Raw genomic sequence first — 19,971 nt, 5'->3', positions numbered from 1 at the left:
GCACGCACACCGCGCGCGCCGCCGTTACAGGAATGTCTTCAGGTTCACCGCCGGATCGGCCAGCTTCGCCGGGTCGGGCACCGCCCCTGCCGCGATCAGCCGGCGCGATGCGCCGATGTCGCGCCCGAGATTCGCCGCGGCCACCGCGACGATCCTGCCGTCGTCGCCAAGCCCGAACACCGTGAACGGCCCGCTCGCCGGATCGCCGCGCACGACGATCGTGCGTTCGCCGCCGAACAGCCCGAGCATCTGCAGGTTGCAGTCGTACTGATCGGACCACAGCCACGGCAGCTCGCCATAGGTTTCGTCGGCACCGAGCAGGTTCGCCGCCGCGACGGCCGGCTGGTTTTCGGCCACCTGCCACGACTCGATCCGTACGTGGCGCCCCAGCAGCGGATTGAAGTGCATCGTCACCTCGCCCGCCGCGAAGATCGCCGGATCGGCCGTACGGCAACCCGCGTCGACGCGTATCCCGTTGTCGACGTCGAGCCCCGCCGCCTGCGCAAGCTCGACGTTCGGTACCACGCCGATGCCGACCACGACGATATCGGCCGGCACGTCGCCGCGATCGGTCTCGACGATCGCGCCGCCGCCCGGCGCGCGGCGGATCGCACGCGGCAGCGTCGCCATCCGGAACGCCACGCCACGCGCGTCGTGCAACCGACGCGCATACGCACCGACCACCTCCGGCAGCGCGCGCTGCAGCAAGCGCGGCGCCGGATCGATCACCGTCACGTCGCAGCCGAGCTGGCGTGCCGCCGCCGCGACCTCGAGGCCGATGAAACCGCCGCCGAGCACCGCCACGCGGCGGCCCGGTGCCAGTCGCGCACGCAACGCACGCGCATCGTCGACCGTGCGGACGTAGTGCGGCACGACGCCTTCGTCGACCGTCCCGCCGAACGTGCGCACGCGCGACCCCGTCGCGAGCACGAGCCGCGCGTACGGCAGCGTCGTGCCGTCGTCGAGCCGTACGCGCCGCGCATCACGCTCGATCGCGTCGACGCGCGTGCCGAGCCGCAGCTCGATGCGCTGCGCGTCGTACCACGCCGCGTCGCGCACGAACGCACGCTGCTCGCCGCCGTCCGTCAGCAGCGCATCCTTCGACAGCGCCGGCCGGTCGTACGGCAGCGCGCGCTCCGCGCCGATCATCACGATGCGCGCCGCCGCATCGCGCTCGCGCAGCGCTTCAGCCGTGCGCCGCGCCGCATGGCCGGCGCCGACGATCACGAACGGATCAGCCGACATTGACTTCCACCTGCCCGTCGACGATCCGGATCGGATAGGTCCGTACCGGCTCGGTGATCGGCGCGCATTTCGGCGCACCGGTGCGGATGTCGATCAGCCCCTGGTGCAGCGGGCACTCGACGCAGCCGTCCTCCACGTAACCTTCGGACAGCCGCGCATGGCCGTGCGTGCAGAGGTCGTGCATCGCGAACAGTTCGTCGCCGATCCGGAACACGGCGATCGGCTTCTGGCCGGCGACGCGCGCCGCCGGTTCGTCTTCGGAGAATTCGTCGAAAGCCCCGAGCGGATGCCACTCGGCCAGCGTTGCTTCGGTCATGTCGTTTCCTTGCTTCGTCAGATCGGCGTCGCGAGCAGCGTCTGCACGCGCGACGTGTCGTAGATCACCCGCTTGGTCTTGTAGCGCAGCCCGTCGGGCGTGCGCACGACCGTGTCGTAGTACTTGCCGGCCTGGTACACGTTCGACTCGCCGTTGCTGCGCGTCTGCACGACGACGTAGTTGCTCTCGGTGTCGATCTCGCCGTCGCGTTCCGCGACGATCGTCAGGCCCGACGTCATGTGCCGGTACGTGTGCTCCTCGTAGATGTTCGCGTGCCGCAGCGACACCACGCGATCGCGCAGCATCCGCTGGTTCGTGCAGTGGACGATCCCGACCGGCAGCCCGAGATCGGCGTTCTCCTTCGGCACGATCTCGTACGTGCAGTCCTCGGTGAACATCTCCGACCAGTGTTCGAGCCGGTCGTTGTCGAGGTGCCCGATATAGCGGTTCTGGAGCATGTAAATCTCGAACCAGGTCTTCATGTCTTCCGTCATTTTTCGCTCCCGCCTCAATAGCCCATCAGCTTCTGGTAGCCGACCCAGAACTTGCGGATCAGGCTTTCGGTGATCACCGTGTCCTGCTGGTCCGGATTGCCGCGCGACATCTCGATCACCGACGTCGCATCGGCATCGCGTATCGTGCCGCGCTGCACGAGTTCGGTCGCTTCGGTGTCTTCCATCGAGATGTAGCCGGCCGGCCCGACGAGGTTCGCCTGCTTGATGCGCAATGCGCGCAGCTCGGGCGTGTCGTCCGCGTACCCGAAGAAGTGGAAGATCAGCTCGAAGTTGTCGGGACCCTTCGGCAGGATCTGCCGCGCGACCAGCGTGTTGTGGATCTGCTGGATCACGAGCTGCGGGAAGATCGGCTGGATATGGTTGGTGCAGTCCTCGTCGTATTCCGACACGAGATCGAGGATCGATTCGTCCTCGAGATGGAAACCTTCGTCGAACGACCGGATGTTCTGCTGCTTGTACGCGGCCGACGTGTCGTCGTTCGTCTTCGTCACGGTGATGATGCTGTGCAGCCCGTGGTTCGCGTCCGGAATCGAACGCGCCTTCATCCCGACGCGGAAGATGTTGAAGGTCGTATGGAACAGGTGCAGCATGCTCGCGTGATACGGGTCCTTCACGTTCTCCATGTACAGCTTCCAGTTCGACTTCGAATACTGGCGCGTGCAGCCGAGATACTCGATCGGCTTGTGGAAGATCCGGTCGATCCACGGGCGCATCTGCTCGCCGAGATACTCGGGCAGCGGCGCGACGGCGTCGCTGAAGGTCGCGAACACGAGCCCACGATAGCTGTCGACGCGCAGCTTGCGCAGCCCGTGCTGCTTCGGGTCGAAGTCGGCCGGCATCCCGGTCATCCCCTTCTGGCCGCGCCGGAACGGCACGCCGAGCAGGTTGCCCTGGCTGTCGAAGCTCCACTGGTGATACACGCACGTGTGCGAACTCGCGTTGCCGCGCGACTTGCGGCACACCTGCGCGCCGCGATGCGCGCAGCGGTTCACCCACGCCGAGAGCGTGCCGTCCTCGGCGCGCGTGACGACCACCGGCGTGTCGCCGACGAACGTGCTCTTGAAGTCGCCGGCCTTCGGGATTTCCGCTTCGAGCGCGACGAAGTTCCATGTCGGCCCGCGGAAGATGCGCTCCTGCTCGCGATCGTAGACCGCACGCGAGCTGAACACCTTGTACGGCACGCGCGAGCCGTCGTCGTGCGGAAAGGTCACGTCGGATGCGTCGCCGCGCTCGGCGAAAACGACGGGCGATTCTGTCTGCTCCATGTCGGACTCCTTGTCGATCGATTTCGTTGAATGCATGGAGCCGATTTTTGAAAAGCTAATATTCGTCGTCTATCCGGAAAGTGCGATTGCGGCGGCGCAATATCCACTTTCGGCGGATTTCTGCGCTAGCATGACGGCACACGCGACCCGGCGCACGATCGCGACCCATTCGTCGGATCGAAGCGCGCGTCGCCCATACCAAGGCTGAGGCCCATGTCCCCAACGTCGTTCGAGCCGTCCGCGCTGCGCGCGCACCGGCTGTTCGAATCCCGCGATCTCGACGAGACGCGCGAGCGCATCTCGCGCGTGATGCAGCCGCATGCACTGCTGCCGAACGGCCGCGTGCACGGCGCGTCGCACATGGATTTCGTCAAGCTGGGCGGGCTCGGGATCGGCACGATCGCATTCGGCGACGCGATGCGCGTGCAGGTCGACGCGGTCGACGGCTATTACCTGCTGATGTTCTGCCTGTCCGGCCAGGCCGAGGTGCGCGCGATGGGGCGGCAGCTCGGCGTCGACGGCCAGACCGGCGTGCTGTGCGCGCCCGGCGAGCGCTTCGACGCGGTGCTGTCGGCCGATTGCGAGCAGTTCGTGCTGCGCATCGACGCGGCGACCGTCGGCGCGCTGACCGGCGACCCGCGTGCGACGCTCGACCCCGTGCTGCACATCAGCGACGCCGCGCTTTCCGCGTGGCGCCAGCAACTGATGCTTGTCGCGCGGTCGCCCGAACTGCTCGAGCGCGCGAACGCGAACCCGCGTGTCGCGTCGCAGCTCGAGCATTTGCTGATTGACCTGCTGATCGAAGGCCATCCGCCGTCGGTGCTGCGCGCGACGCACCGCGACCCCGCGCCGGGCTTCGTGCGGCGCGCGCAGGAGTTCGTGAACGCGCACTATGCGCAGCCGCTGCAGCTCGCCGATATCGTCCAGGCCGCCAACGTGCCCGAACGGACGCTGCGCGACGCTTTCCTGCAGTTCCGCGGCATGAGCCCGATGCAATACCTGCGCGCGACGCGGCTCGACCATGCGCGCGAGCTGCTGCGCGGCGCGGCGGCCGGCCGGCGGATCGCCGAAGTCGCGCTCGATTGCGGGTTTACGCACCTCGGACGCTTCGCGATCGCGTATCGGGAAAAGTTCGGCGAATCGCCGTCGGAGACGCTCGACGCGAAGCGGTAGCCGCGACCGCCAGGCTGGCCGGCCGGCTGTCGCGCGAGCCGCAACGGCATCGCGCCGCACCGCCCTCGCCCCATTCGGCGGCGTCCGCCCAAACAGACCGTTAGTTGCGATTCATCGCACCCACGGCGGTCATTGCGCCGCCGGCGCGATCATCTCCCGCGCAATCGCGCAGAACGCCGCCGTGGCCGCGCTTTCGCCGTGCAGCCGGCGACTCATGATGATCGGCGACGTCGCGGCCGGCTCCGGCAGCCGCCGGTAGACGACGCCCCGCACGCGCACGCCCTCCACACTCTCCGGCACCAGCGACACGCCGACCTGCGCGGCGACGAGCCCGAGCGCCGTCTGCAACTCGCGTACCTCGTGAACGGCCGCCGGCACGACCGCGCCGTCGCGCAGCGCGGACAGCTGCTGATCGGCGAAGCTCGGCCGCGGCGTGCTCGGGTAGACGATCATCGTCTCGTTCGCGATATCCGCGAGCGTCAGCGGCCGGGCCGGATCGGCGAGCAGATGCCCGACCGGCAGCGCCGCGATCAGCTTTTCCTCGATCAGCGCCTCGCGCACCAGCTGGTCGTCGTCGAAGCGCAGGCGGCCGAACCCGACGTCGATCCGCCCGCCCTTCAGCGCGCCGAGCTGTTCGAGCGTGAACATTTCGATCAGCGACAGCTCGACGTCCGGCTGCGCCTCGCGAAACGCGCGGATCACGTCCGGCAGCGCGCCGTACAGCGTCGACGGCACGAAGCCGATCACGATCCGCTCCGACAGCTGCGCAAGCCGCCGCGTCAGCGGGCCGAGCTCGTCGGCCTGGTCGACGAGGCGCTTCGCCTGCGCATAGAACACGCGCCCCGCATCGGTCAGCTTCAGCGGCCGCGCGCCGCGCTCGAACAGCGGCAACCCGATTTCGTCCTCGATCGCCTGGAGCTGGCGGCTCAGCGGCGGCTGCGTCATGTGCAGCCGCTCCGCCGCCCGCGTGATGTTCATTTCCTCGGCGACGGCGATGAAGTAGCGGAGCTGACGCAATTCCATTTCATGCCTCAAAGGTATGGAAGTAGTCGGAAAGAGTGTTGGACGACGCGGGGCGGGAATTCCTACCATGTGCACCAACAGGAGGAATCGCATGATAGCAACTGCCGCCACCATCGAACGCATCGACACGCTGCTCGTCGACGTGCCGACGATCCGGCCCCACAAACTGTCGGTCGCGACGATGAATTGCCAGACCCTCGTGCTGGTCCGGGTTCGATGCACGGACGGTATCGAAGGCGTCGGCGAGGCGACGACCATCGGCGGCCTCGCCTACGGCGAGGAGAGCCCCGAAAGCATCAAGGTCAACATCGACACCTACTTCGCGCCGCTGCTGCAGGGCATGGACGCGACACGCCCCGGCGCCGCGCTGGCGCGTGCGCGCAAGCTGTTCCAGGGCAACCGTTTCGCGAAGTGCGCGATCGAGACCGCGCTGTTCGACGCGCAGGCGCGGCGCCTCGGCGTGCCGCTGTCCGAGCTGTTCGGCGGCCGCCGGACCGATGCGGTCGATGTCGCCTGGACGCTCGCGAGCGGCGACACGCAGCGCGACATCGCGGAGGCCGAAGCGATGCTCGACGCGCGCCGCCATCGTGCGTTCAAGCTGAAGATCGGCTCGAACGCGGTTGCCGACGACGTGGCGCACGTGGTCGCGATCAAGCGTGCGCTCGGCGAGCGCGGCGACGTGCGCGTCGACGTGAACCAGGCCTGGAGCGAAACCGATGCGATCTGGGCCGGCGCGCGGCTGGCCGAAGCCGGCGTGAGCCTCGTCGAGCAGCCGATCGCCGCGACCAACCGCGCGGGGCTCAAACGCCTCACGCAGCTCGCGCAGGTGCCGATCATGGCCGACGAGGCGCTGCACGGCCCGGTCGACGCGTTCGCACTCGCGCAGGACCGCGCGGCCGACGTGTTCGCGGTGAAGATCGCGCAGTCGGGCGGCCTGCAGGGCGCGGCGAGCGTCGCGTCGATCGCCGCGGCGGCCGGCATCGAGCTGTACGGCGGCACGATGCTCGAAGGCGCGGCCGGCACGATGGCGTCCGCGCAGCTGTTCAGCACGTTCGATTCGCTGAAATGGGGCACCGAACTGTTCGGCCCGCTGCTGCTCACCGAGGAAATCCTCGTCGAGCCGCTGCGCTACCAGGATTTCAAGCTGCATCTGCCGGCCGCGCCCGGCCTCGGCATCACCTTCGACTGGGCCCGCATCGAACGGATGCGACGCGACGCCCGCTGATCCCCACACGACAACCGAAACCGGAGACACAGATGAACAAGCAAGCCATCGACGCACTGCTGAAGACCTTCGACGACGCCGCCGAGAAACCCGGCAACCCGCGCGTGCGCGCGATCGTCAACCGGATCGTGAAGGATATCTGCTACACGATCGAGGACTTCGACGTGCAGCCGAGCGAGTTCTGGACCGCGCTGAACTACCTGAACGAAGCCGGCCGCGAATTCGGGCTGATCGCCGCGGGCCTCGGCCTCGAGCGCTTCCTCGACGTGCGTATGGACGAGGCCGAGGAAAAGGCCGGCATCCAGGGCGGCACGCCGCGCACGATCGAAGGGCCGCTGTACGTCGCCGGTGCGCCGGAATCGGTCGGCCACACGCGTCTCGACGACGGCACCGATCCGGGCCAGACGCTGATCATGCGCGGCCGGGTGCTCGGCGAGAACGGCGCGCCGCTCGCGAACGCGCTCGTCGAGGTGTGGCACGCGAACCATCTGGGCAACTACTCGTACTTCGATCAGTCGCAGCCCGCGTTCAACCTGCGCCGCTCGATCCGGACCGACGCCGACGGCCGCTACAGCTTCCGCAGCGTGCTGCCGGTCGGCTACAGCGTGCCGCCGGGCAGCAAGACCGAGCAGCTGCTCGACCAGCTCGGCCGCCACGGCCACCGTCCGGCGCACATTCACTTCTTCGTTTCGGCCGACGGTTATCGTAAGCTGACGACGCAGATCAACATCGACGGCGATCCGCATCTGTGGGACGACTTCGCGTTCGCGACGCGCGACGGGCTGATCCCGCCGGTCAAGCAGGCCGAAGGCGCGGAAGGCAAGCCGTATGGCGTCGACGGGCAGTTCGCGCTGATCGACTTCGATTTCTCGCTGCTCAAGGACAAGCAGCACGTGCCGGGCAGCGAAGTCGAGCGCGCACGCGCACAGGCCTGAGCGCGCGCCGCGTTCGACGCATCGATCATTCAAGGAGTGCAGGATGCTGTTTCATGTGGAAATGACCGTTCGCCTGCCGGCGGACATGGATCCGGTCAAGGCGGCCACGCTGAAGGCGGAAGAAAAGGCGATGTGCCAGCGGCTGATGAACGAAGGCGTCTGGCGGCATCTGTGGCGGATCGCCGGGCAGTACGCGAACGTCAGCATCTTCGACGTCGAAAGCGTGCAGCAGCTGCATGACCTGCTGAGCCAGTTGCCGCTGTTCCCGTACATGGAGATGGACGTGCGGGCGCTGTGCCGGCACCCTTCGTCGATCCGGGACGACGATCGCTGAGCCACGATGAATCGCGGCCGTGCCCCACGGCCGCGCGATGTACGACACGAGCGGCCGGTGAAGTCTCGCGGGCCGCTCGTGTCGCTTTGCGTTTGGGAACGGTCGTCCGTGTCGCCGCGCACGCGGTGCGCGGCTGCCGTCATGCGGCCAGATGAACCGCGAATCCCGCCTGCCCCGGCGCGATGTCGTCCTTTAGCGTCAGCGCCGGAATCGCGTATTCCCCCGCGTTCTGCCGACGGAACGGAATCGGCGGCGTGGTCCACAGATCGTCGAGACGCCGGCCGAGCGCCGCGCGCGTTTCGTCGAAGCGTGCGTCGTTCATCTTCCCCGTCCGGTAGATCACGAACGGCGGCAGCACGTCGAACCCCGGGTAATACAGCACGCCGTGATGGATCGGGAACAGCACGTCCTCGATCGGCCCGTTGATGCCGCGCGGGCTGTAGTGCGACTCCCACCCGCCCGTCGTGACGACCACCATCGCCCGCTTGCCGGTCATCCTGCCTTCGCCGTAGCGATCGCCCCAGTGCGTATCGGAATGCTCGCCGACCCCGTACGCAAAGCCGTATGCATACACGCGCTCGAACCAGCCCTTCATGATCGCCGGCATCGAGAACCACCACAGCGGAAACTGCAGGATCACCGCGTCGGCCCACTTCAGCTTCTCCTGCTCGCGCGCGATGTCGTCGCTTTGCGTGCCCGCCGCGAATGCGCGCTTCGAATCGAGCGACGGATCGAAACGCGCGCCGGGCGCACGGTCGGTCACGTCGTTCGCATCGAATGCCGCCTTCCAGTTCATCGCGTACAGGTCGCTCACCTGCACCGCGTGGCCGGCCGCCTCGAGATGCCCGACGGCAAAGTCGCGCAACGCGCCGTTCAGAGACCGCGGTTCGGGATGGGCATACACGATCAGCACATTCATGTTCGTCACTCCGTCGATTGAATGACTGCAGGATGCGCCTGCCGAAGGTATATTTGAAATGAATTCCTGATATTCCAGGTATAGCCATGGACAATCTCAGACGGCTCGATCTGAACCTGCTCGTCACGCTGGACGTGCTGCTGGCCGAGCACAACGTCACGCGCGCGGCCGGGAAGCTGAACATGTCGCAGCCGTCGGTCAGCGTGCAGCTGCAGAAGCTGCGCGACCTGTTCGGCGATCCGCTGCTGCTGCCGGGGCCGCGCGGGATGCGGCCGACCGCGCGTGCGGAAGCGCTGCGCGAGCCGTTGCGCGATGCGCTCGAAGCGATCGAGCGCGCGGTGGTGCCGGCCACGCCGTTCGATCCCGCGACCGCGACGAACACGTGGCGCGTGGCCGCGACCGACTACGGCGAATCGACGATCGTGCTGCCCGCGCTGAATACGCTACGCTCGGCCGCGCCCGGTACGCGGCTCGCCGTGGTCGAACTCGTACCGCCGCGCATCGAGCAGGATACCGAACGAAACGGCATCGACCTCGTGTTCCATACGAGCGACGGGTCGCCGGCCGGCATGCGGCGCCTGCCGCTGTTCGTCGAACGCTACGTGCTCATCGGCCGCGCCGGGCATCCGAAGCTGAAGCGGCGCCCGACGCTCGCGCAGTTCGGCACGCTCGAACACGTGATCGTGTCGCCCGACGGCGGCGGCTTCTTCGGCGTGACGGACGAAGTGCTCGCGAGGGTCGGCGCCACGCGGCGCGTCGTGCTGTCGGTGCCGCACTTCCTGTTCGTGATGTCGGCCGTCGCGAGCACCGATCTCGTCGCGATGCTGCCCGAGCGGCTGGTGCGCGACGTGCCCGCGTTGCGCGTGGTGGACGCACCGGTCGAGGTGCCCGGCTATGAAATGTCGATGCTGTGGCATGAACGCGTGCATCGCGACCCGGCGCATCGGTGGCTGCGGGAGACGATCGCGGCGGCGGTCTGAACCGGCCCGGTTGCCGGACGACTGCCGCCTGCTGTCATCGGGGGCTTGAAAGTGCGTCGATTACTGTATATATTTACAGTGTTTCTGCGTCATTTGACCCGAATTCCGTCACCCGAGACGGTCTTTAGTGAGGCGACCATGTTCCAGTCATCCGCATTCGATCCCGAGCAACCCGGCTTCAATCCCGTCCACTTCGAGCGCGCCGCGCGGCAGGCGGTCGTCGATCTTCAGCGTGTCGTCGGCGGCCCCGCGCAGCGGGCGCTCGGCTTGCGGCGCCGCAGCCATCCGGCCGCCGTCCGCACGATGAGCTGGCAGGCGCTGCTGAATGTCGAGGAGCTGGCGTTCTCGAACACCGGCTTCCTGAACCGCAACGATCCGGCCGTCGTCGATGCCTTCATCCGGCTGCGCGACAGCCGGATGGTCGCCGCGGACATCGAGGAAGCCGTCGACTGGAAACGCGACGACGACGATCTGCCCGCCGTCTACCTGATCGTCAAGGCGATGCTGGAAGCGGAAGAGCGCGAGGCGCAACGCGTCGAGATGGAGTGACCGCCGCGACGCGCGGCCGTCCCGTTACAGCCGCGCCGCGAGCCGCGCGCCCTGGTCGATCGCACGCTTCGCATCGAGTTCGGCGGCCAGCTCCGCGCCGCCGATCAGGTGCACCGGGCGCCCGGCCGCCTGCAACGGCGCGAGCAGCGCGCGCTGCGGCTCCTGCCCCGTGCAGAGCACGATCGTGTCGGCTTCGATCAGTTCGTGATCGGTGCGCTGCTCGCCGTACGACACGTGCAGCCCGCGCGCGTCGATCAATTCGTAGTTCACGCCGCCGATCATCTTCACCTGCTTCATCTTCAGCGTCGCGCGGTGAATCCAGCCGGTCGTCTTGCCGAGCCCCTTGCCGAGCGGCGCGGCCTTGCGCTGCAGCAGCGTCACTTCACGCGCGGGCGCCGGGACCTGCGCGCGCGTCACGCCGCCGCGCGTCGCGGCGGGGTCGGTCACGCCCCACTCGGCCTTCCACGCCGGCAGATCGAGCGCCGGCGATTCGCCGTCCTGCACCAGGTATTCGGCCACGTCGAAGCCGATCCCGCCCGCGCCGACCACCGCGACGCGCCGCCCGACCGGCTGCTTGCCCGCGAGCACGTCGATATAGCTGAGCACGTTCGGCCCATCCTGCCCCGGAATCTTCGGGTCGCGCGGCGCGACGCCGGTCGCGAGCACGATCTCGTCGTAGCCGCCCGCGATCAGGTCGCTCGCGTCGACGCGGCGGTTCAGGTGCAGGTTCACGCCGGTCAGCTCGACCTGGCGGCCGAAGTAGCGCAGCGCCTCGTGAAACTCCTCCTTGCCCGGCACCTGCTTCGCCATGTTGAACTGACCGCCGATCTCGGCCGCGCCGTCGAACAGGTCGACGTGATGGCCGCGCTGCGCGAGCACGGTCGAGCATGCGAGCCCGGCCGGCCCGGCGCCCACCACCGCGATGCGCTTCGGCTGCGGTGCGGGCGTGTATTTCAGCTCCGTCTCGTGGCACGCGCGCGGATTCAGCAGGCACGACGCGATCTTGTTCCTGAACGCGTGATCGAGGCACGCCTGGTTGCAGCCGATGCAGGTGTTGATCTCGTCGGCGCGGCCCTGCGCGGCCTTGACGACGAATTCGGCATCGGCGAGCAGCGGGCGCGCCATCGACACCATGTCCGCGCAGCCGTCCGCGAGAATCTGCTCGGCCACTTCGGGCCGGTTGATCCGGTTGGTCGTCACGAGCGGAATGCCGACCTCGCCCTTCATCTTCTTCGTCACCCACGCGAACGCGCCGCGCGGCACCGACGTCGCGATCGTCGGCACACGCGCCTCGTGCCAGCCGATCCCCGTGTTGATGATCGTCGCGCCCGCGCGCTCGACGGCCTTCGCGAGCTGCACGGTTTCGCTCCAGTCGCTGCCGTCCGGAATCAGGTCGAGCATCGACAGCCGGTAGATCAGGATGAAATCGCGGCCGACCGCTTCGCGCGTGCGCTCGATGATCTCGATCGGCAGGCGGATGCGGTTCTCGTACGAACCGCCCCACTGATCGGTGCGCTTGTTCGTGTGCATCGAGATGAACTGGTTGATCAGGTAGCCCTCGGAGCCCATGATCTCGACGCCGTCGTAACCGGCCTCGCGCGCGAGCTTCGCGCAGCGCACGAACGCGCGGATCTGCCGCTCGACGCCGCGCGCGCTCAGCTCGTGCGGCGCGAACGGCGAGATCGGCGACTTGATCTTCGACGGCGCGACCGCGAACGGGTGATAACCGTAGCGGCCCGTATGCAGGATCTGCAGCGCGATCTTGCCGTCCTCCGCATGCACGGCCTCCGTGATCTCGCGGTGCCGCCGCGCGGCGGCCGACGTCATCAGCGTGCCGCCGAACGGCTTGGTCCAGCCGGCCACGTTCGGCGCGAAACCGCCCGTCACGATCAGGCCGACGCCGCCGCGCGCCCGTTCGGCGAAATATTCGGCGAGGCGCGGCAACGTCTTGCGGCTGTCTTCGAGGCCGGTGTGCATCGAGCCCATCAGCACGCGGTTCTTCAGCGTCGTGAAGCCCAGGTCGAGCGGCGCGAGCAGGTGGGGAAAGGAGGTGGTCATGATGGTCGAGCCTATAAGCGATGCTTGCCATCGTAGGCGCGCGCCGCCTTGAGCGTGAGGGGGCAAACAGCCATAATGCTTGTCATTTTCGGCCAAACAGACATGACCTCCCCTCTCGCCAAAGACCGCCTCGGGCTGCGCCGGCCGACGATTCCGGTCGCCTATACGCGCCTGTTGCTGCAGGCACTGGCCGCGCGCGGCGTCGACCTGGCCGCCGTGCGCGCCGGCACGGGCCTGCGCGACGCCGTGTTGGCCGAACCGGACGCGCGCGTCGCGCCGGCGCAATGGGGGCGGCTGGTGCTCAATGCGATCGAGATCGGCGGCGATCCCGGCATCGGGCTCGCGTTCGGGCTGCTGCTGAAGCCGACCGTGCACGGCTTTCTCGGCTACGCGACGCTGACCGCGCGGGACATCCGCGAAGCGTTGTCGGTCACGCAGCGCTACTTCCGGATGCGCAACCGCCAGTACCGGCTGACCTATGCGGAAGACGATCGTGGCGCGACGCTCGAACTGCACGGCGTGCAGGCGAGCCCCGTATTGCAGCATCACGTGATGTTCGAATTCGTGCTGACGGGGCTCGCGCAGAACATCTCGCAATGGGCCGGGCGCGCATCGCCGCCGATCGAGCTGCGGTTCGCGTGGCCGGAGCCTGCGTATTTCGCGCGCTATCGCGACCAGTTGCCGCCGGTGGAATTCGGCTGCGCGGCGAACGCGCTATGGATCGCGCGCGACGTGCTCGACTGGCCGCTGCCGCTCGCCGATGAAGTCGCGCACCGGCAGGCGCTCGTGCAGGTCGAGCGCGAGTATGCGCAGGTGCGGCAGGAAGAAGGCGACCTGGTCGGGCGCGTGCGCGCCGAGCTGGCGCGCGCAGCCGGCGACTACCCGGGGCCGGACACGCTCGCCCACGCGTTGCTCGTGTCGACGCGCACGCTGCGGCGCCGGCTGGAGGAAGCCGGGGCGAGCTACCGGCAGTTGCTCGACGAAGCGCGGTTTCGCGACGCAAAGCAGTTGCTCGCGGCGTCGGATCTCGACCTGAAGACGATCGCGGAGCGGCTGCAATTCACCGACCCGGCGAACTTCACGCGCGCGTTCCGGCGCTGGGCCGGGCAGACACCGAGCGCGTACCGGGAGGCGGCGGCGGCTGCGGGCGCGGCGCGCGACTGATGCCGGGCCGCCGGCACGAGGTGCCGGCCCGCGATTTCATCGGTATGATCAATGCCACGCCAAAGCGGCGCCGACCGGCGCACTCTCCCGCCCCATGTCCAATCAGACCACGCTGATCGAAGCGACGATCGACCGTATCGATACGAACCTCGTCCGGGTCGAGGCCAATATCGCGAAGGTGCCGCTTTACCGGCTCACGATGCAGAACGTCTGCTACTTCATCGGCGCCGGCGATATCGACGCGGCGGCCTTCAGGCAGATCGATCGATTGAAGCCCGGGATGGCCGTGCGCGCGTGCGTCTTCGACGATCGCGGCCGCCACCGGATCGCGTGGCTCAGAAGCGGCGATCTGGCGATCGCGCCTTACGATGCGCTCGGACAAAAGCGCCGCAACCTGTCGCTGCTGGCATGGGCGTCGTGCCTGTTCATGCTGAGCCTGCTGATCGGCGCGGCTGCGTTCAAAGCGGGCTGGGCGCTCGTCATCGCGCTGGCCGTGCTCGTGAGCATCATCAGCCTGCTGGGCACCCTGCTCGCGATCGCCGGCCTGTCCGAACGGGTCTTCCGGCCCCAGCGGCGCGAGGCCCAGGAAAAGTGGCGAGACGAACCCGCCGGATTCAAGGCGGAACGGGGCATCGGATGACCGATCGTGCCATGCAGATCGCGACCGGCGCCGTGACGTCCGTGAGCCAGAATACGATCCGTACGAAAGTCTGGAGCAACAACCTCGGCTGGACCACGCAAGGCATCGAGGAAATCGTGCTGCAACTCGACACGTTCGACGCACCGCTCACGGTCAGGACGGACAGCGCGCGAAGCCTGTTCATCGGCGCCGGCGACCGGCTGAATGTTGCGTACGTCCGAAGCCCGGATCGCGCCGCCATCTACGGCATTCGCAACGTCACTGACGGTTCGGTGTATCTCGTTCGCACCGCCGAAGTCGCCGGTGCCCGCACCGACGTATTCGTGACGATCGCCATTCTGGTCGCCATGGCCTTCGTCACCGGCATCATGTCCGCACTGCAACGCAGCACGGACGGCATGCTCGACATGGTGGCGTGGTTCGGCAGCACCGCGATTGGCCTCTTCGTGCTGAGTACGATCCTGCGCACCATGTTCGGCGTGATCGCGTGGCCGGAAATCCGGCGGCTCACGCAGCCCGGCGGCAAACGCGAGATGAATGCCGCCCGGCACGCGCTGTCGCTCACGCATGACGATACGCCGAACATCCGCTTTCTCTGACACGATACGCGCACGACGCGTCAGCCCCCGACGACGATCCGCGCGCCCCCTTCCCCCTCGCCCGCCTCGATCCGCACCTCCCCGGTCGCGGCGGCGATCGCGTCGTACACGTCGTCGCTCACGCACACCACCGGCACCGCGATCGCATACAGTTCGGCCGCCACGATCGCGCCGATCGAGATGATCAAGTCACGCTCCTTCAGCACGATCCCGACCGGCCCCGTGCCGTTGCGCACGGCTTCCGCGAGCACGCTGCTGCTCGAACTCGAACCCTTCGCATGCGGCATCACCATCACCTTGCCGGCGAGGCTCGCGCCGGCCTGCGGATGGCCGCGATCGACGATCCTGCCCGCGCCCGAGTCGTAGCCGCCCCAGAAGCTGAGCGGCTTGTCGAGCACGAACGGGCGCGCGCACGCGCTGCCCGGCACGAGCGTGTCGCCCGTCAGACCCTTGCCCGCGGCTTCAGTCATCGAATCGCACCTTTCCTTCGTACGCCGAGCGCACGCATTCGCGCATGCTGCCGTACGCGACCGTCACGCCGATGTTCGCGGGCGCATACGACGCCCATTTCCCCGAATTGGTCATCACGAGCCCCGACATCTGCTTCATCACGGGCGTGATGTACGTGCAGGTATCGACGACGATCTGGATGCCGCGCGCGGCGAACTTGCGCGCGAGGCCGGCCTCCTCCAGCTCCCACAGGATGAAGCGGCTCGTGTTCACGTAGAAATCGCACGCCGGCTTGCCGTCGAACGCGTCGAGCAACGTGTCGAGCGTGCGGAATTCGGCCAGCGAGAAATGCGGCGTGCCGAGCGCGACCGCGACGAGGGGATCGCCGGCCGCGCCGTGGTTCAGCGTGCGGCGAATCGCGTCGAGATCGGCCATCGCGACGTCGACCGTGCGTTGCGCCGCTTGCCCGTGCAATGCGACGTCGAGCGTCGGCGCTTCCGGCGTGATGCCCACCGCATGAAACAGCGCGACCGCACCGCTCGACGCGGCGGCCGCACCGAGTGCCTTGAGTTCGTCCTCGGTGGTGTCCGCCGGCAACCCGACGATCGCCGGCACGACCGCGCCCGCGATCCGGCCGATCAGCAGACCCAGCGCGGCAAAGTAGATGTCGCGCGACGGCAGGCCGGTGAAATCCGGCGCGTTGAACACGAGCCGCGCGGCGCGGTTCGCTTCGACATGGAGCCCCGCATACGGTGCGCGCCCGGTGATCGCGGCGGCCAGGTCGAGAAAATCGCCGTACCGGCTCGTGCGCGCGCCGAGCACCGAGTTCGCGAACACGATCGCATTCGATTCGGCCCACGCAATCTGCTCGCCCTTCGCGGGACGATGCTTCAGCTGATACGGCGCGCACGTGAAGCTCGATTCTCAACCGAGCTGCAGATGCGCATCCATCAGGCGCTGCGCGTCGCGCTGGATCGCGCGGTCGCCGTGGTACAGCTCGGGATGGATCAGGTCGAGCGACCCGACGTTCAGCGTGGTGGGCACCGCGACCTTCGTGCCGGTGTCGACGAAATACTCGACGAAATCGAGGCTCGTCCGGCCGTGGTAAAGACAGCCGTCGATGTGGGCGGACGTGATGTCGATCAGGTGCGGCGCGGACATCACGTGCGCGGTACGCACGACGATCCGCATCGCGCGCGCGACGCCGTCGCCGAAATCCCCGCGCAACATCGCGTCGTCGCGGTCGCTCAACTGCAGCATCGGTTGCTCCTCGTGACTCGTGCCCGGCAGTGCGCCGGTTCGTGTGATCCGTCAGAGGACTTTACAACTGGAAACAAAAACTGTCCAGATCAGGATTAATCCGGACAGTTTAAAAACCACTTCTCTCAGAAATCGACCACCAGCGCCATCATTGGATCGAAATTCGCTCCAGTTCGCCTAGCATTCCGCCGTCAGGCCGAACAGCTCGTCGCGCAAGGCATTCGCGCGATCGCGGCCGACCTGCGCCTCGTATTCGTCCTGCGCGGCCTGCCACGCGACCTGCGCCCGTGCGAACGTGCGCTCGCCGAGCTTCGTCAGGTGCAGCACATGCGCGCGCGCATCGTGCTCGGACGCGGTCGTCATGACGAAACCGTCGCGCTGCAGCGGTTTCAGCCCGCGCAGCAGGGTCGTCCGATCCATCACGAGCGTCTCGGCGAGTTCGCTCATCAGCTGGCCGGGCCGGCGCGTGAGATTCGCCATGATCGAGAACTGCGCGGGCGTGACGCCAACCGGGGCCAGATGGCGCTCGTACAGTTGCGTGACGAAGCGCGCCGCCTGACGCAGCGCGAGGCAGTGGCACGCCTGGGCAATCGAGGTGTCGTTCATGCTCCGCAATTTATATGTGCATATGCATAAAGTCAATGTACACTCCGCCGTAACGCGGCCGGCTGCCTGCCCTCGCGTCAAGGAGACGGACATGGACTACATCGACAAGCTGCGGATTTTCCGGTCGGTGGTGGAGATGCGCAGCTTCACGCGCGCCGCCGACATGCACGGTCTCGCGCGGCCGGTCGTGTCGCGCGCGGTCGCGGATCTGGAAGCGCGTTTCGGCAGCCGGCTGCTGCACCGGACCACGCGCCAGGTGTCGCTGACCGAAACGGCCGAGCGCATCTATGAACGCTGCGCGGCCGTGCTCGACGAACTCGACGCGCTCGAGGTCGAAGCGCAGACGCAGAACCGCGAACCCGAAGGGCTGCTGCGCCTCGTCGCGCACACGACGGCCGCGCTGAACCGCCTCGTGCCGCTGATCGCCGGCTTCAAGAGCGCGCATCCGAAGGTGCGCCTCGACGTCACGCTGACCGAGCGCCCGGTCGATCTCGTCGGCGAAGGCTACGACATCGGCATCGTCGTGCCGTACATGCTGACGAGCGAATCGACCGTCGTGCGGCTGATCGAGCGCATTCCGGTCGTGATCGTCGCGACGCCCGCGTATCTGCAAGCGCATGCGCGCCCCGAAACGCCGGCCGACCTGGCCGATCATCCGTTCGTGCCGATCTCGCCTTCGCTGCGCCGCCCCGCCCTGTCGTTTCGCGTCGACGGCGACCTGCTGACCGTGCCGTTCCGCTTCGACATCTCGTCGAACAGCCCCGTCTTCAACCGCGAAATGGTGATGAACGACTTCGGCATCGGCGTCGTCCCGAAAACGCTCGTCCAGGCCGAACTCGCGTCGGGCGCGCTCGTGCAACTGCTGCCCGACGCCGACCTCGTCGACGCATCCGTCGAGATCAAGCTCGCGTACGCGAACCGCGTGCTGCTGCCCGCGAAGGTGAAGGCGTTCATCGACTACACGGCCGCCTATTGCGACCGCGAAGGCTGGATCGTTCCCGCCGCGGCCTGACCGGGCGCGCGAACGCGCCATGTTGCAGTCGATTGGTACAGCCACGACACCAATCTGATCCCGCCCCGCCCATCGCTTCACGCGATCCCCCGCCCTAACATGTGCACATGCACAAGACCACGCTCACCGACGACGATTGCTTTGCGGTCCGCCAGGCCGCCCGGCGAATCTCGCAGTTCTACGAGCGCTATCTGTCGCGCGCGGGCGTCACGCCGTCGCAGTACAGCATTCTCGCGCTGCTGCGCGACCAGCCCGGCCTCACGATGGCAACCTTGTCGAGCGTGCTGGTGATCGAACGCACCGCGCTGCTGCGCGCGCTCAAGCCGCTCGTCGGCGCGGCGCTGGTGACGGGCCGGATCGAGCCGCCGTGCCGCGGCCAGACGTTCGCGCTCACCGCGCACGGCGAAACCAAGGTCGCCGATGCGCACGTGCACTGGCTCGCCGCGCAGGAAGCATTCGAGCGGTGTTTCGGGTCGGCACAGGCGGCCCGCCTCAGAGACGAATTGTTCCGGATCACGCACAACCTGCCGGAACGCTGATCGACGACTTCCCCGACGGACGGCACGCCGTCTTTCGTTTTGATAAGTGCATATACATAGGTGAATCGATGGAAACGACCCAAACCGCTGCCGCGTCACGCGAAGCAGCCACAACCGAGCAGCCCGCGAAGCAGCAACGCCGCGTGCCGTGGATGCGGATCGCGGTAGGCGCCGTCGTCGTCGTCGTGGCCGCGGCCGCGCTCGACTGGCTGTTCGTGCTGCGCTTCCAGGAGAGCACCGACGATGCGTACGTCGGCGGCGACGTGACCGTGCTCGCGCCGAAGGTCAGCGGTTTCGTCGACAAGATCCTCGTGACCGACAACCAGCGCGTGAAGGCCGGCGACGTGCTCGTGCAGCTCGACGCACGCGACTACGACGCGAAGCTCGCGCAAGCGAGCGCCGAAGTCGACAGCGCGCGCTCCGCCGTCACCGAACTCGAAGCGAAGCAGCAACTGCAATTCGCGGTGATCGGCCAGCACGCGGCGGACAAGAACGCGTCGTCGGCCGAACTGACGCGTGCCGCATCGGACCGCGTGCGCTACCGCGAACTCGTCAAATCCGACGCCGTATCGAACCAGATCGTCGAGCGCGCCGACGCCGATTACTCGAAAGCCGGCGCGGCCGTCGAACGCAGCGACGCCGCGCTGCTCGCCTCGAAGCGGCAGCTCGACGTGCTCGGCGCGCAGCTCGCCGATGCACGGGCCCGCGTGAACACCGCGCTGGCCGCGCAGCGCGTCGCGGCGCTCAACGTCGAATACACGACGATCCGCTCGCCCGTCGACGGCTACGTCGGCAACCGCACGGGCCGCGTCGGCATGCTCGCGAACGTCGGCGTGCCGCTGCTGACCGTCGTGCCGGCTTCCGGACTGTGGGTCGATGCGAACTTCAAGGAAGACCAGCTGCGTAAGATGCGCGCGGGCGATCGCGTCGACGTGTCGCTCGATGCGTCGAGCACGAAACTGCATGGCCACGTCGACAGCCTCGCGCCCGCGACCGGCGCGACCTTCAGCGTGCTGCCGCCCGAGAACGCGACCGGCAACTTCACGAAGATCGTCCAACGCGTGCCCGTGCGCGTGCATCTCGATCCGCAACCCGGTATCGATCACGTGCTGCGCCCCGGCCTCTCCGCGGTCGTGACCGTGCACACCGACCACGCGAACTGAG

General features: G+C 67.7%; 21 protein-coding genes and 1 pseudogene. 12 read left to right on the top strand and 10 right to left on the bottom strand.

Features of this window, described 5'->3' with window-relative positions:
* Window positions 1-24: 24 nt before the first annotated feature.
* From andAa to andAc, 4 genes are read right to left on the bottom strand one after another with little or no spacing between them, the layout of a single operon-like run.
* Window positions 25-1,245 carry an anthranilate 1,2-dioxygenase system ferredoxin--NAD(+) reductase gene (gene andAa, locus AC1VVG_RS23570; protein ID WP_124609060.1) on the bottom strand — a complete coding sequence of 407 codons (1,221 nt, stop codon included), beginning with the start codon at window positions 1,243-1,245 and terminating at the stop codon, window positions 25-27.
* Window positions 1,235-1,561 (bottom strand): anthranilate 1,2-dioxygenase ferredoxin subunit AndAb, encoded by a 327-nt coding sequence (gene andAb / locus AC1VVG_RS23565; protein WP_006479527.1) that lies wholly within the window; start codon window positions 1,559-1,561, stop codon window positions 1,235-1,237. Before andAb ends, andAa begins: the two co-directional genes overlap by 11 nt.
* Before the next feature lie 17 nt (window positions 1,562-1,578).
* A complete protein-coding gene (gene andAd / locus AC1VVG_RS23560; protein WP_482836412.1) occupies window positions 1,579-2,055 on the bottom strand; it encodes an anthranilate 1,2-dioxygenase small subunit AndAd in 477 nt (158 codons plus the stop codon).
* Window positions 2,056-2,069: 14 nt separating this feature from the next.
* Window positions 2,070-3,341 carry an anthranilate 1,2-dioxygenase large subunit AndAc gene (gene andAc, locus AC1VVG_RS23555; protein WP_049029683.1) on the bottom strand — a complete coding sequence of 424 codons (1,272 nt, stop codon included), beginning with the start codon at window positions 3,339-3,341 and terminating at the stop codon, window positions 2,070-2,072.
* Between the two features lie 213 nt (window positions 3,342-3,554).
* On the opposite strand from andAc, the gene andR reads away from it, so the two are divergent.
* On the top strand, window positions 3,555-4,514 hold the full coding sequence (andR, locus tag AC1VVG_RS23550) for an anthranilate 1,2-dioxygenase regulatory protein AndR (protein WP_034185657.1): 960 nt from the start codon (window positions 3,555-3,557) through the stop codon (window positions 4,512-4,514).
* 129 nt (window positions 4,515-4,643) lie between these two features.
* Here andR and AC1VVG_RS23545 read toward each other — a convergent pair whose 3' ends face one another.
* The gene (locus AC1VVG_RS23545; RefSeq protein WP_482836410.1) at window positions 4,644-5,537 is read right to left on the bottom strand and encodes a LysR family transcriptional regulator; all 894 of its coding nucleotides are present in this window, start codon (window positions 5,535-5,537) and stop codon (window positions 4,644-4,646) included.
* Between the two features lie 91 nt (window positions 5,538-5,628).
* Between AC1VVG_RS23545 and AC1VVG_RS23540 the strand changes: the two genes are divergently transcribed.
* Genes AC1VVG_RS23540 through catC form a run of 3 tightly spaced genes read left to right on the top strand, consistent with a single transcriptional unit; the run spans window position 5,629 to window position 8,031 of the window.
* Window positions 5,629-6,762: a muconate/chloromuconate family cycloisomerase gene (locus AC1VVG_RS23540; protein ID WP_034185655.1), complete on the top strand. Its 1,134-nt coding sequence runs from the start codon at window positions 5,629-5,631 to the stop codon at window positions 6,760-6,762.
* Between the two features lie 32 nt (window positions 6,763-6,794).
* Entirely contained in the window at window positions 6,795-7,697 is a 903-nt protein-coding gene (catA, locus tag AC1VVG_RS23535) for a catechol 1,2-dioxygenase (protein WP_482836409.1), read from the top strand.
* A gap of 43 nt (window positions 7,698-7,740) precedes the next feature.
* Window positions 7,741-8,031, top strand: a complete 291-nt coding sequence (gene catC, locus AC1VVG_RS23530; protein WP_034185653.1) for a muconolactone Delta-isomerase — start codon at window positions 7,741-7,743, stop codon at window positions 8,029-8,031.
* Between the two features lie 139 nt (window positions 8,032-8,170).
* Here catC and AC1VVG_RS23525 read toward each other — a convergent pair whose 3' ends face one another.
* Window positions 8,171-8,950, bottom strand: coding sequence for an NAD(P)H-dependent oxidoreductase (locus AC1VVG_RS23525; protein ID WP_049036153.1), 780 nt, complete (start codon window positions 8,948-8,950; stop codon window positions 8,171-8,173).
* 86 nt (window positions 8,951-9,036) lie between these two features.
* Here AC1VVG_RS23525 and AC1VVG_RS23520 point away from each other — a divergent pair, with 86 nt between their 5' ends.
* Together AC1VVG_RS23520 and AC1VVG_RS23515 are read left to right on the top strand one after the other, a co-directional pair.
* Entirely contained in the window at window positions 9,037-9,930 is an 894-nt protein-coding gene (locus AC1VVG_RS23520; RefSeq protein WP_034185652.1) for a LysR family transcriptional regulator, read from the top strand.
* A 138-nt stretch (window positions 9,931-10,068) separates the two neighbouring features.
* Entirely contained in the window at window positions 10,069-10,479 is a 411-nt protein-coding gene (locus AC1VVG_RS23515) for a DUF2471 family protein (protein ID WP_049036155.1), read from the top strand.
* Between the two features lie 24 nt (window positions 10,480-10,503).
* Here the strand turns inward: AC1VVG_RS23515 and AC1VVG_RS23510 are convergent, their stop codons facing one another.
* Window positions 10,504-12,537, bottom strand: a complete 2,034-nt coding sequence (locus AC1VVG_RS23510; RefSeq protein ID WP_034185650.1) for an NADPH-dependent 2,4-dienoyl-CoA reductase — start codon at window positions 12,535-12,537, stop codon at window positions 10,504-10,506.
* A gap of 75 nt (window positions 12,538-12,612) precedes the next feature.
* Here AC1VVG_RS23510 and AC1VVG_RS23505 point away from each other — a divergent pair, with 75 nt between their 5' ends.
* The 3 genes from AC1VVG_RS23505 to AC1VVG_RS23495 all read left to right on the top strand — a co-directional run bounded on the left by AC1VVG_RS23505 (window position 12,613) and on the right by AC1VVG_RS23495 (window position 14,940).
* A complete protein-coding gene (locus AC1VVG_RS23505; protein ID WP_482836408.1) occupies window positions 12,613-13,701 on the top strand; it encodes an AraC family transcriptional regulator in 1,089 nt (362 codons plus the stop codon).
* A gap of 94 nt (window positions 13,702-13,795) precedes the next feature.
* Window positions 13,796-14,341, top strand: a complete 546-nt coding sequence (locus AC1VVG_RS23500) for a hypothetical protein (protein ID WP_482836407.1) — start codon at window positions 13,796-13,798, stop codon at window positions 14,339-14,341.
* Between the two features lie 116 nt (window positions 14,342-14,457).
* Window positions 14,458-14,940, top strand: a complete 483-nt coding sequence (locus tag AC1VVG_RS23495; RefSeq protein ID WP_226193645.1) for a hypothetical protein — start codon at window positions 14,458-14,460, stop codon at window positions 14,938-14,940.
* Between the two features lie 20 nt (window positions 14,941-14,960).
* Here the strand turns inward: AC1VVG_RS23495 and AC1VVG_RS23490 are convergent, their stop codons facing one another.
* The 3 genes and pseudogenes from AC1VVG_RS23490 to AC1VVG_RS23480 form a co-directional block, all read right to left on the bottom strand.
* Complete coding sequence (locus AC1VVG_RS23490) at window positions 14,961-15,410, bottom strand: aconitase X swivel domain-containing protein (RefSeq protein ID WP_482836406.1); 450 nt, start codon at window positions 15,408-15,410, stop codon at window positions 14,961-14,963.
* Window positions 15,403-16,650, bottom strand: a pseudogene (locus AC1VVG_RS23485) (aconitase X). The gene AC1VVG_RS23490 and the pseudogene AC1VVG_RS23485 overlap by 8 nt, the downstream one beginning before the upstream one ends.
* A gap of 177 nt (window positions 16,651-16,827) precedes the next feature.
* Entirely contained in the window at window positions 16,828-17,256 is a 429-nt protein-coding gene (locus AC1VVG_RS23480) for a MarR family winged helix-turn-helix transcriptional regulator (RefSeq protein WP_482836405.1), read from the bottom strand.
* Window positions 17,257-17,347: 91 nt separating this feature from the next.
* On the opposite strand from AC1VVG_RS23480, the gene AC1VVG_RS23475 reads away from it, so the two are divergent.
* The 3 genes from AC1VVG_RS23475 to AC1VVG_RS23465 all read left to right on the top strand — a co-directional run bounded on the left by AC1VVG_RS23475 (window position 17,348) and on the right by AC1VVG_RS23465 (window position 19,970).
* Entirely contained in the window at window positions 17,348-18,268 is a 921-nt protein-coding gene (locus AC1VVG_RS23475; protein WP_034185644.1) for a LysR family transcriptional regulator, read from the top strand.
* 107 nt (window positions 18,269-18,375) lie between these two features.
* Complete coding sequence (locus AC1VVG_RS23470) at window positions 18,376-18,807, top strand: MarR family winged helix-turn-helix transcriptional regulator (protein WP_034185643.1); 432 nt, start codon at window positions 18,376-18,378, stop codon at window positions 18,805-18,807.
* A 68-nt stretch (window positions 18,808-18,875) separates the two neighbouring features.
* Window positions 18,876-19,970, top strand: a complete 1,095-nt coding sequence (locus AC1VVG_RS23465; protein WP_482836404.1) for an HlyD family secretion protein — start codon at window positions 18,876-18,878, stop codon at window positions 19,968-19,970.
* The last annotated feature ends 1 nt before the right edge of the window (window position 19,971 follow it).

The sequence above is a fragment of the Burkholderia sp. L-4 genome (assembly GCF_056856535.1).
This window is presented reverse-complemented; position numbering and strand designations above follow the sequence as displayed.

Coding starts and splice junctions, on each gene's coding strand:
- andR (WP_034185657.1), top strand. CDS start 3,555: ATGTCCCCAACGTCGTTCGAGCCGTCCGCGCTGCGCGCGCACCGGCTG.
- AC1VVG_RS23480 (WP_482836405.1), bottom strand. CDS start 17,256: ATGAACGACACCTCGATTGCCCAGGCGTGCCACTGCCTCGCGCTGCGT.
- AC1VVG_RS23465 (WP_482836404.1), top strand. CDS start 18,876: ATGGAAACGACCCAAACCGCTGCCGCGTCACGCGAAGCAGCCACAACC.
- AC1VVG_RS23545 (WP_482836410.1), bottom strand. CDS start 5,537: ATGGAATTGCGTCAGCTCCGCTACTTCATCGCCGTCGCCGAGGAAATG.
- andAd (WP_482836412.1), bottom strand. CDS start 2,055: ATGACGGAAGACATGAAGACCTGGTTCGAGATTTACATGCTCCAGAAC.
- AC1VVG_RS23525 (WP_049036153.1), bottom strand. CDS start 8,950: ATGAATGTGCTGATCGTGTATGCCCATCCCGAACCGCGGTCTCTGAAC.
- AC1VVG_RS23515 (WP_049036155.1), top strand. CDS start 10,069: ATGTTCCAGTCATCCGCATTCGATCCCGAGCAACCCGGCTTCAATCCC.
- catC (WP_034185653.1), top strand. CDS start 7,741: ATGCTGTTTCATGTGGAAATGACCGTTCGCCTGCCGGCGGACATGGAT.
- AC1VVG_RS23470 (WP_034185643.1), top strand. CDS start 18,376: ATGCACAAGACCACGCTCACCGACGACGATTGCTTTGCGGTCCGCCAG.
- AC1VVG_RS23540 (WP_034185655.1), top strand. CDS start 5,629: ATGATAGCAACTGCCGCCACCATCGAACGCATCGACACGCTGCTCGTC.
- AC1VVG_RS23510 (WP_034185650.1), bottom strand. CDS start 12,537: ATGACCACCTCCTTTCCCCACCTGCTCGCGCCGCTCGACCTGGGCTTC.
- AC1VVG_RS23500 (WP_482836407.1), top strand. CDS start 13,796: ATGTCCAATCAGACCACGCTGATCGAAGCGACGATCGACCGTATCGAT.
- andAc (WP_049029683.1), bottom strand. CDS start 3,341: ATGGAGCAGACAGAATCGCCCGTCGTTTTCGCCGAGCGCGGCGACGCA.
- AC1VVG_RS23490 (WP_482836406.1), bottom strand. CDS start 15,410: ATGACTGAAGCCGCGGGCAAGGGTCTGACGGGCGACACGCTCGTGCCG.
- AC1VVG_RS23520 (WP_034185652.1), top strand. CDS start 9,037: ATGGACAATCTCAGACGGCTCGATCTGAACCTGCTCGTCACGCTGGAC.
- AC1VVG_RS23505 (WP_482836408.1), top strand. CDS start 12,613: ATGCTTGTCATTTTCGGCCAAACAGACATGACCTCCCCTCTCGCCAAA.
- catA (WP_482836409.1), top strand. CDS start 6,795: ATGAACAAGCAAGCCATCGACGCACTGCTGAAGACCTTCGACGACGCC.
- AC1VVG_RS23475 (WP_034185644.1), top strand. CDS start 17,348: ATGGACTACATCGACAAGCTGCGGATTTTCCGGTCGGTGGTGGAGATG.
- andAb (WP_006479527.1), bottom strand. CDS start 1,561: ATGACCGAAGCAACGCTGGCCGAGTGGCATCCGCTCGGGGCTTTCGAC.
- andAa (WP_124609060.1), bottom strand. CDS start 1,245: ATGTCGGCTGATCCGTTCGTGATCGTCGGCGCCGGCCATGCGGCGCGG.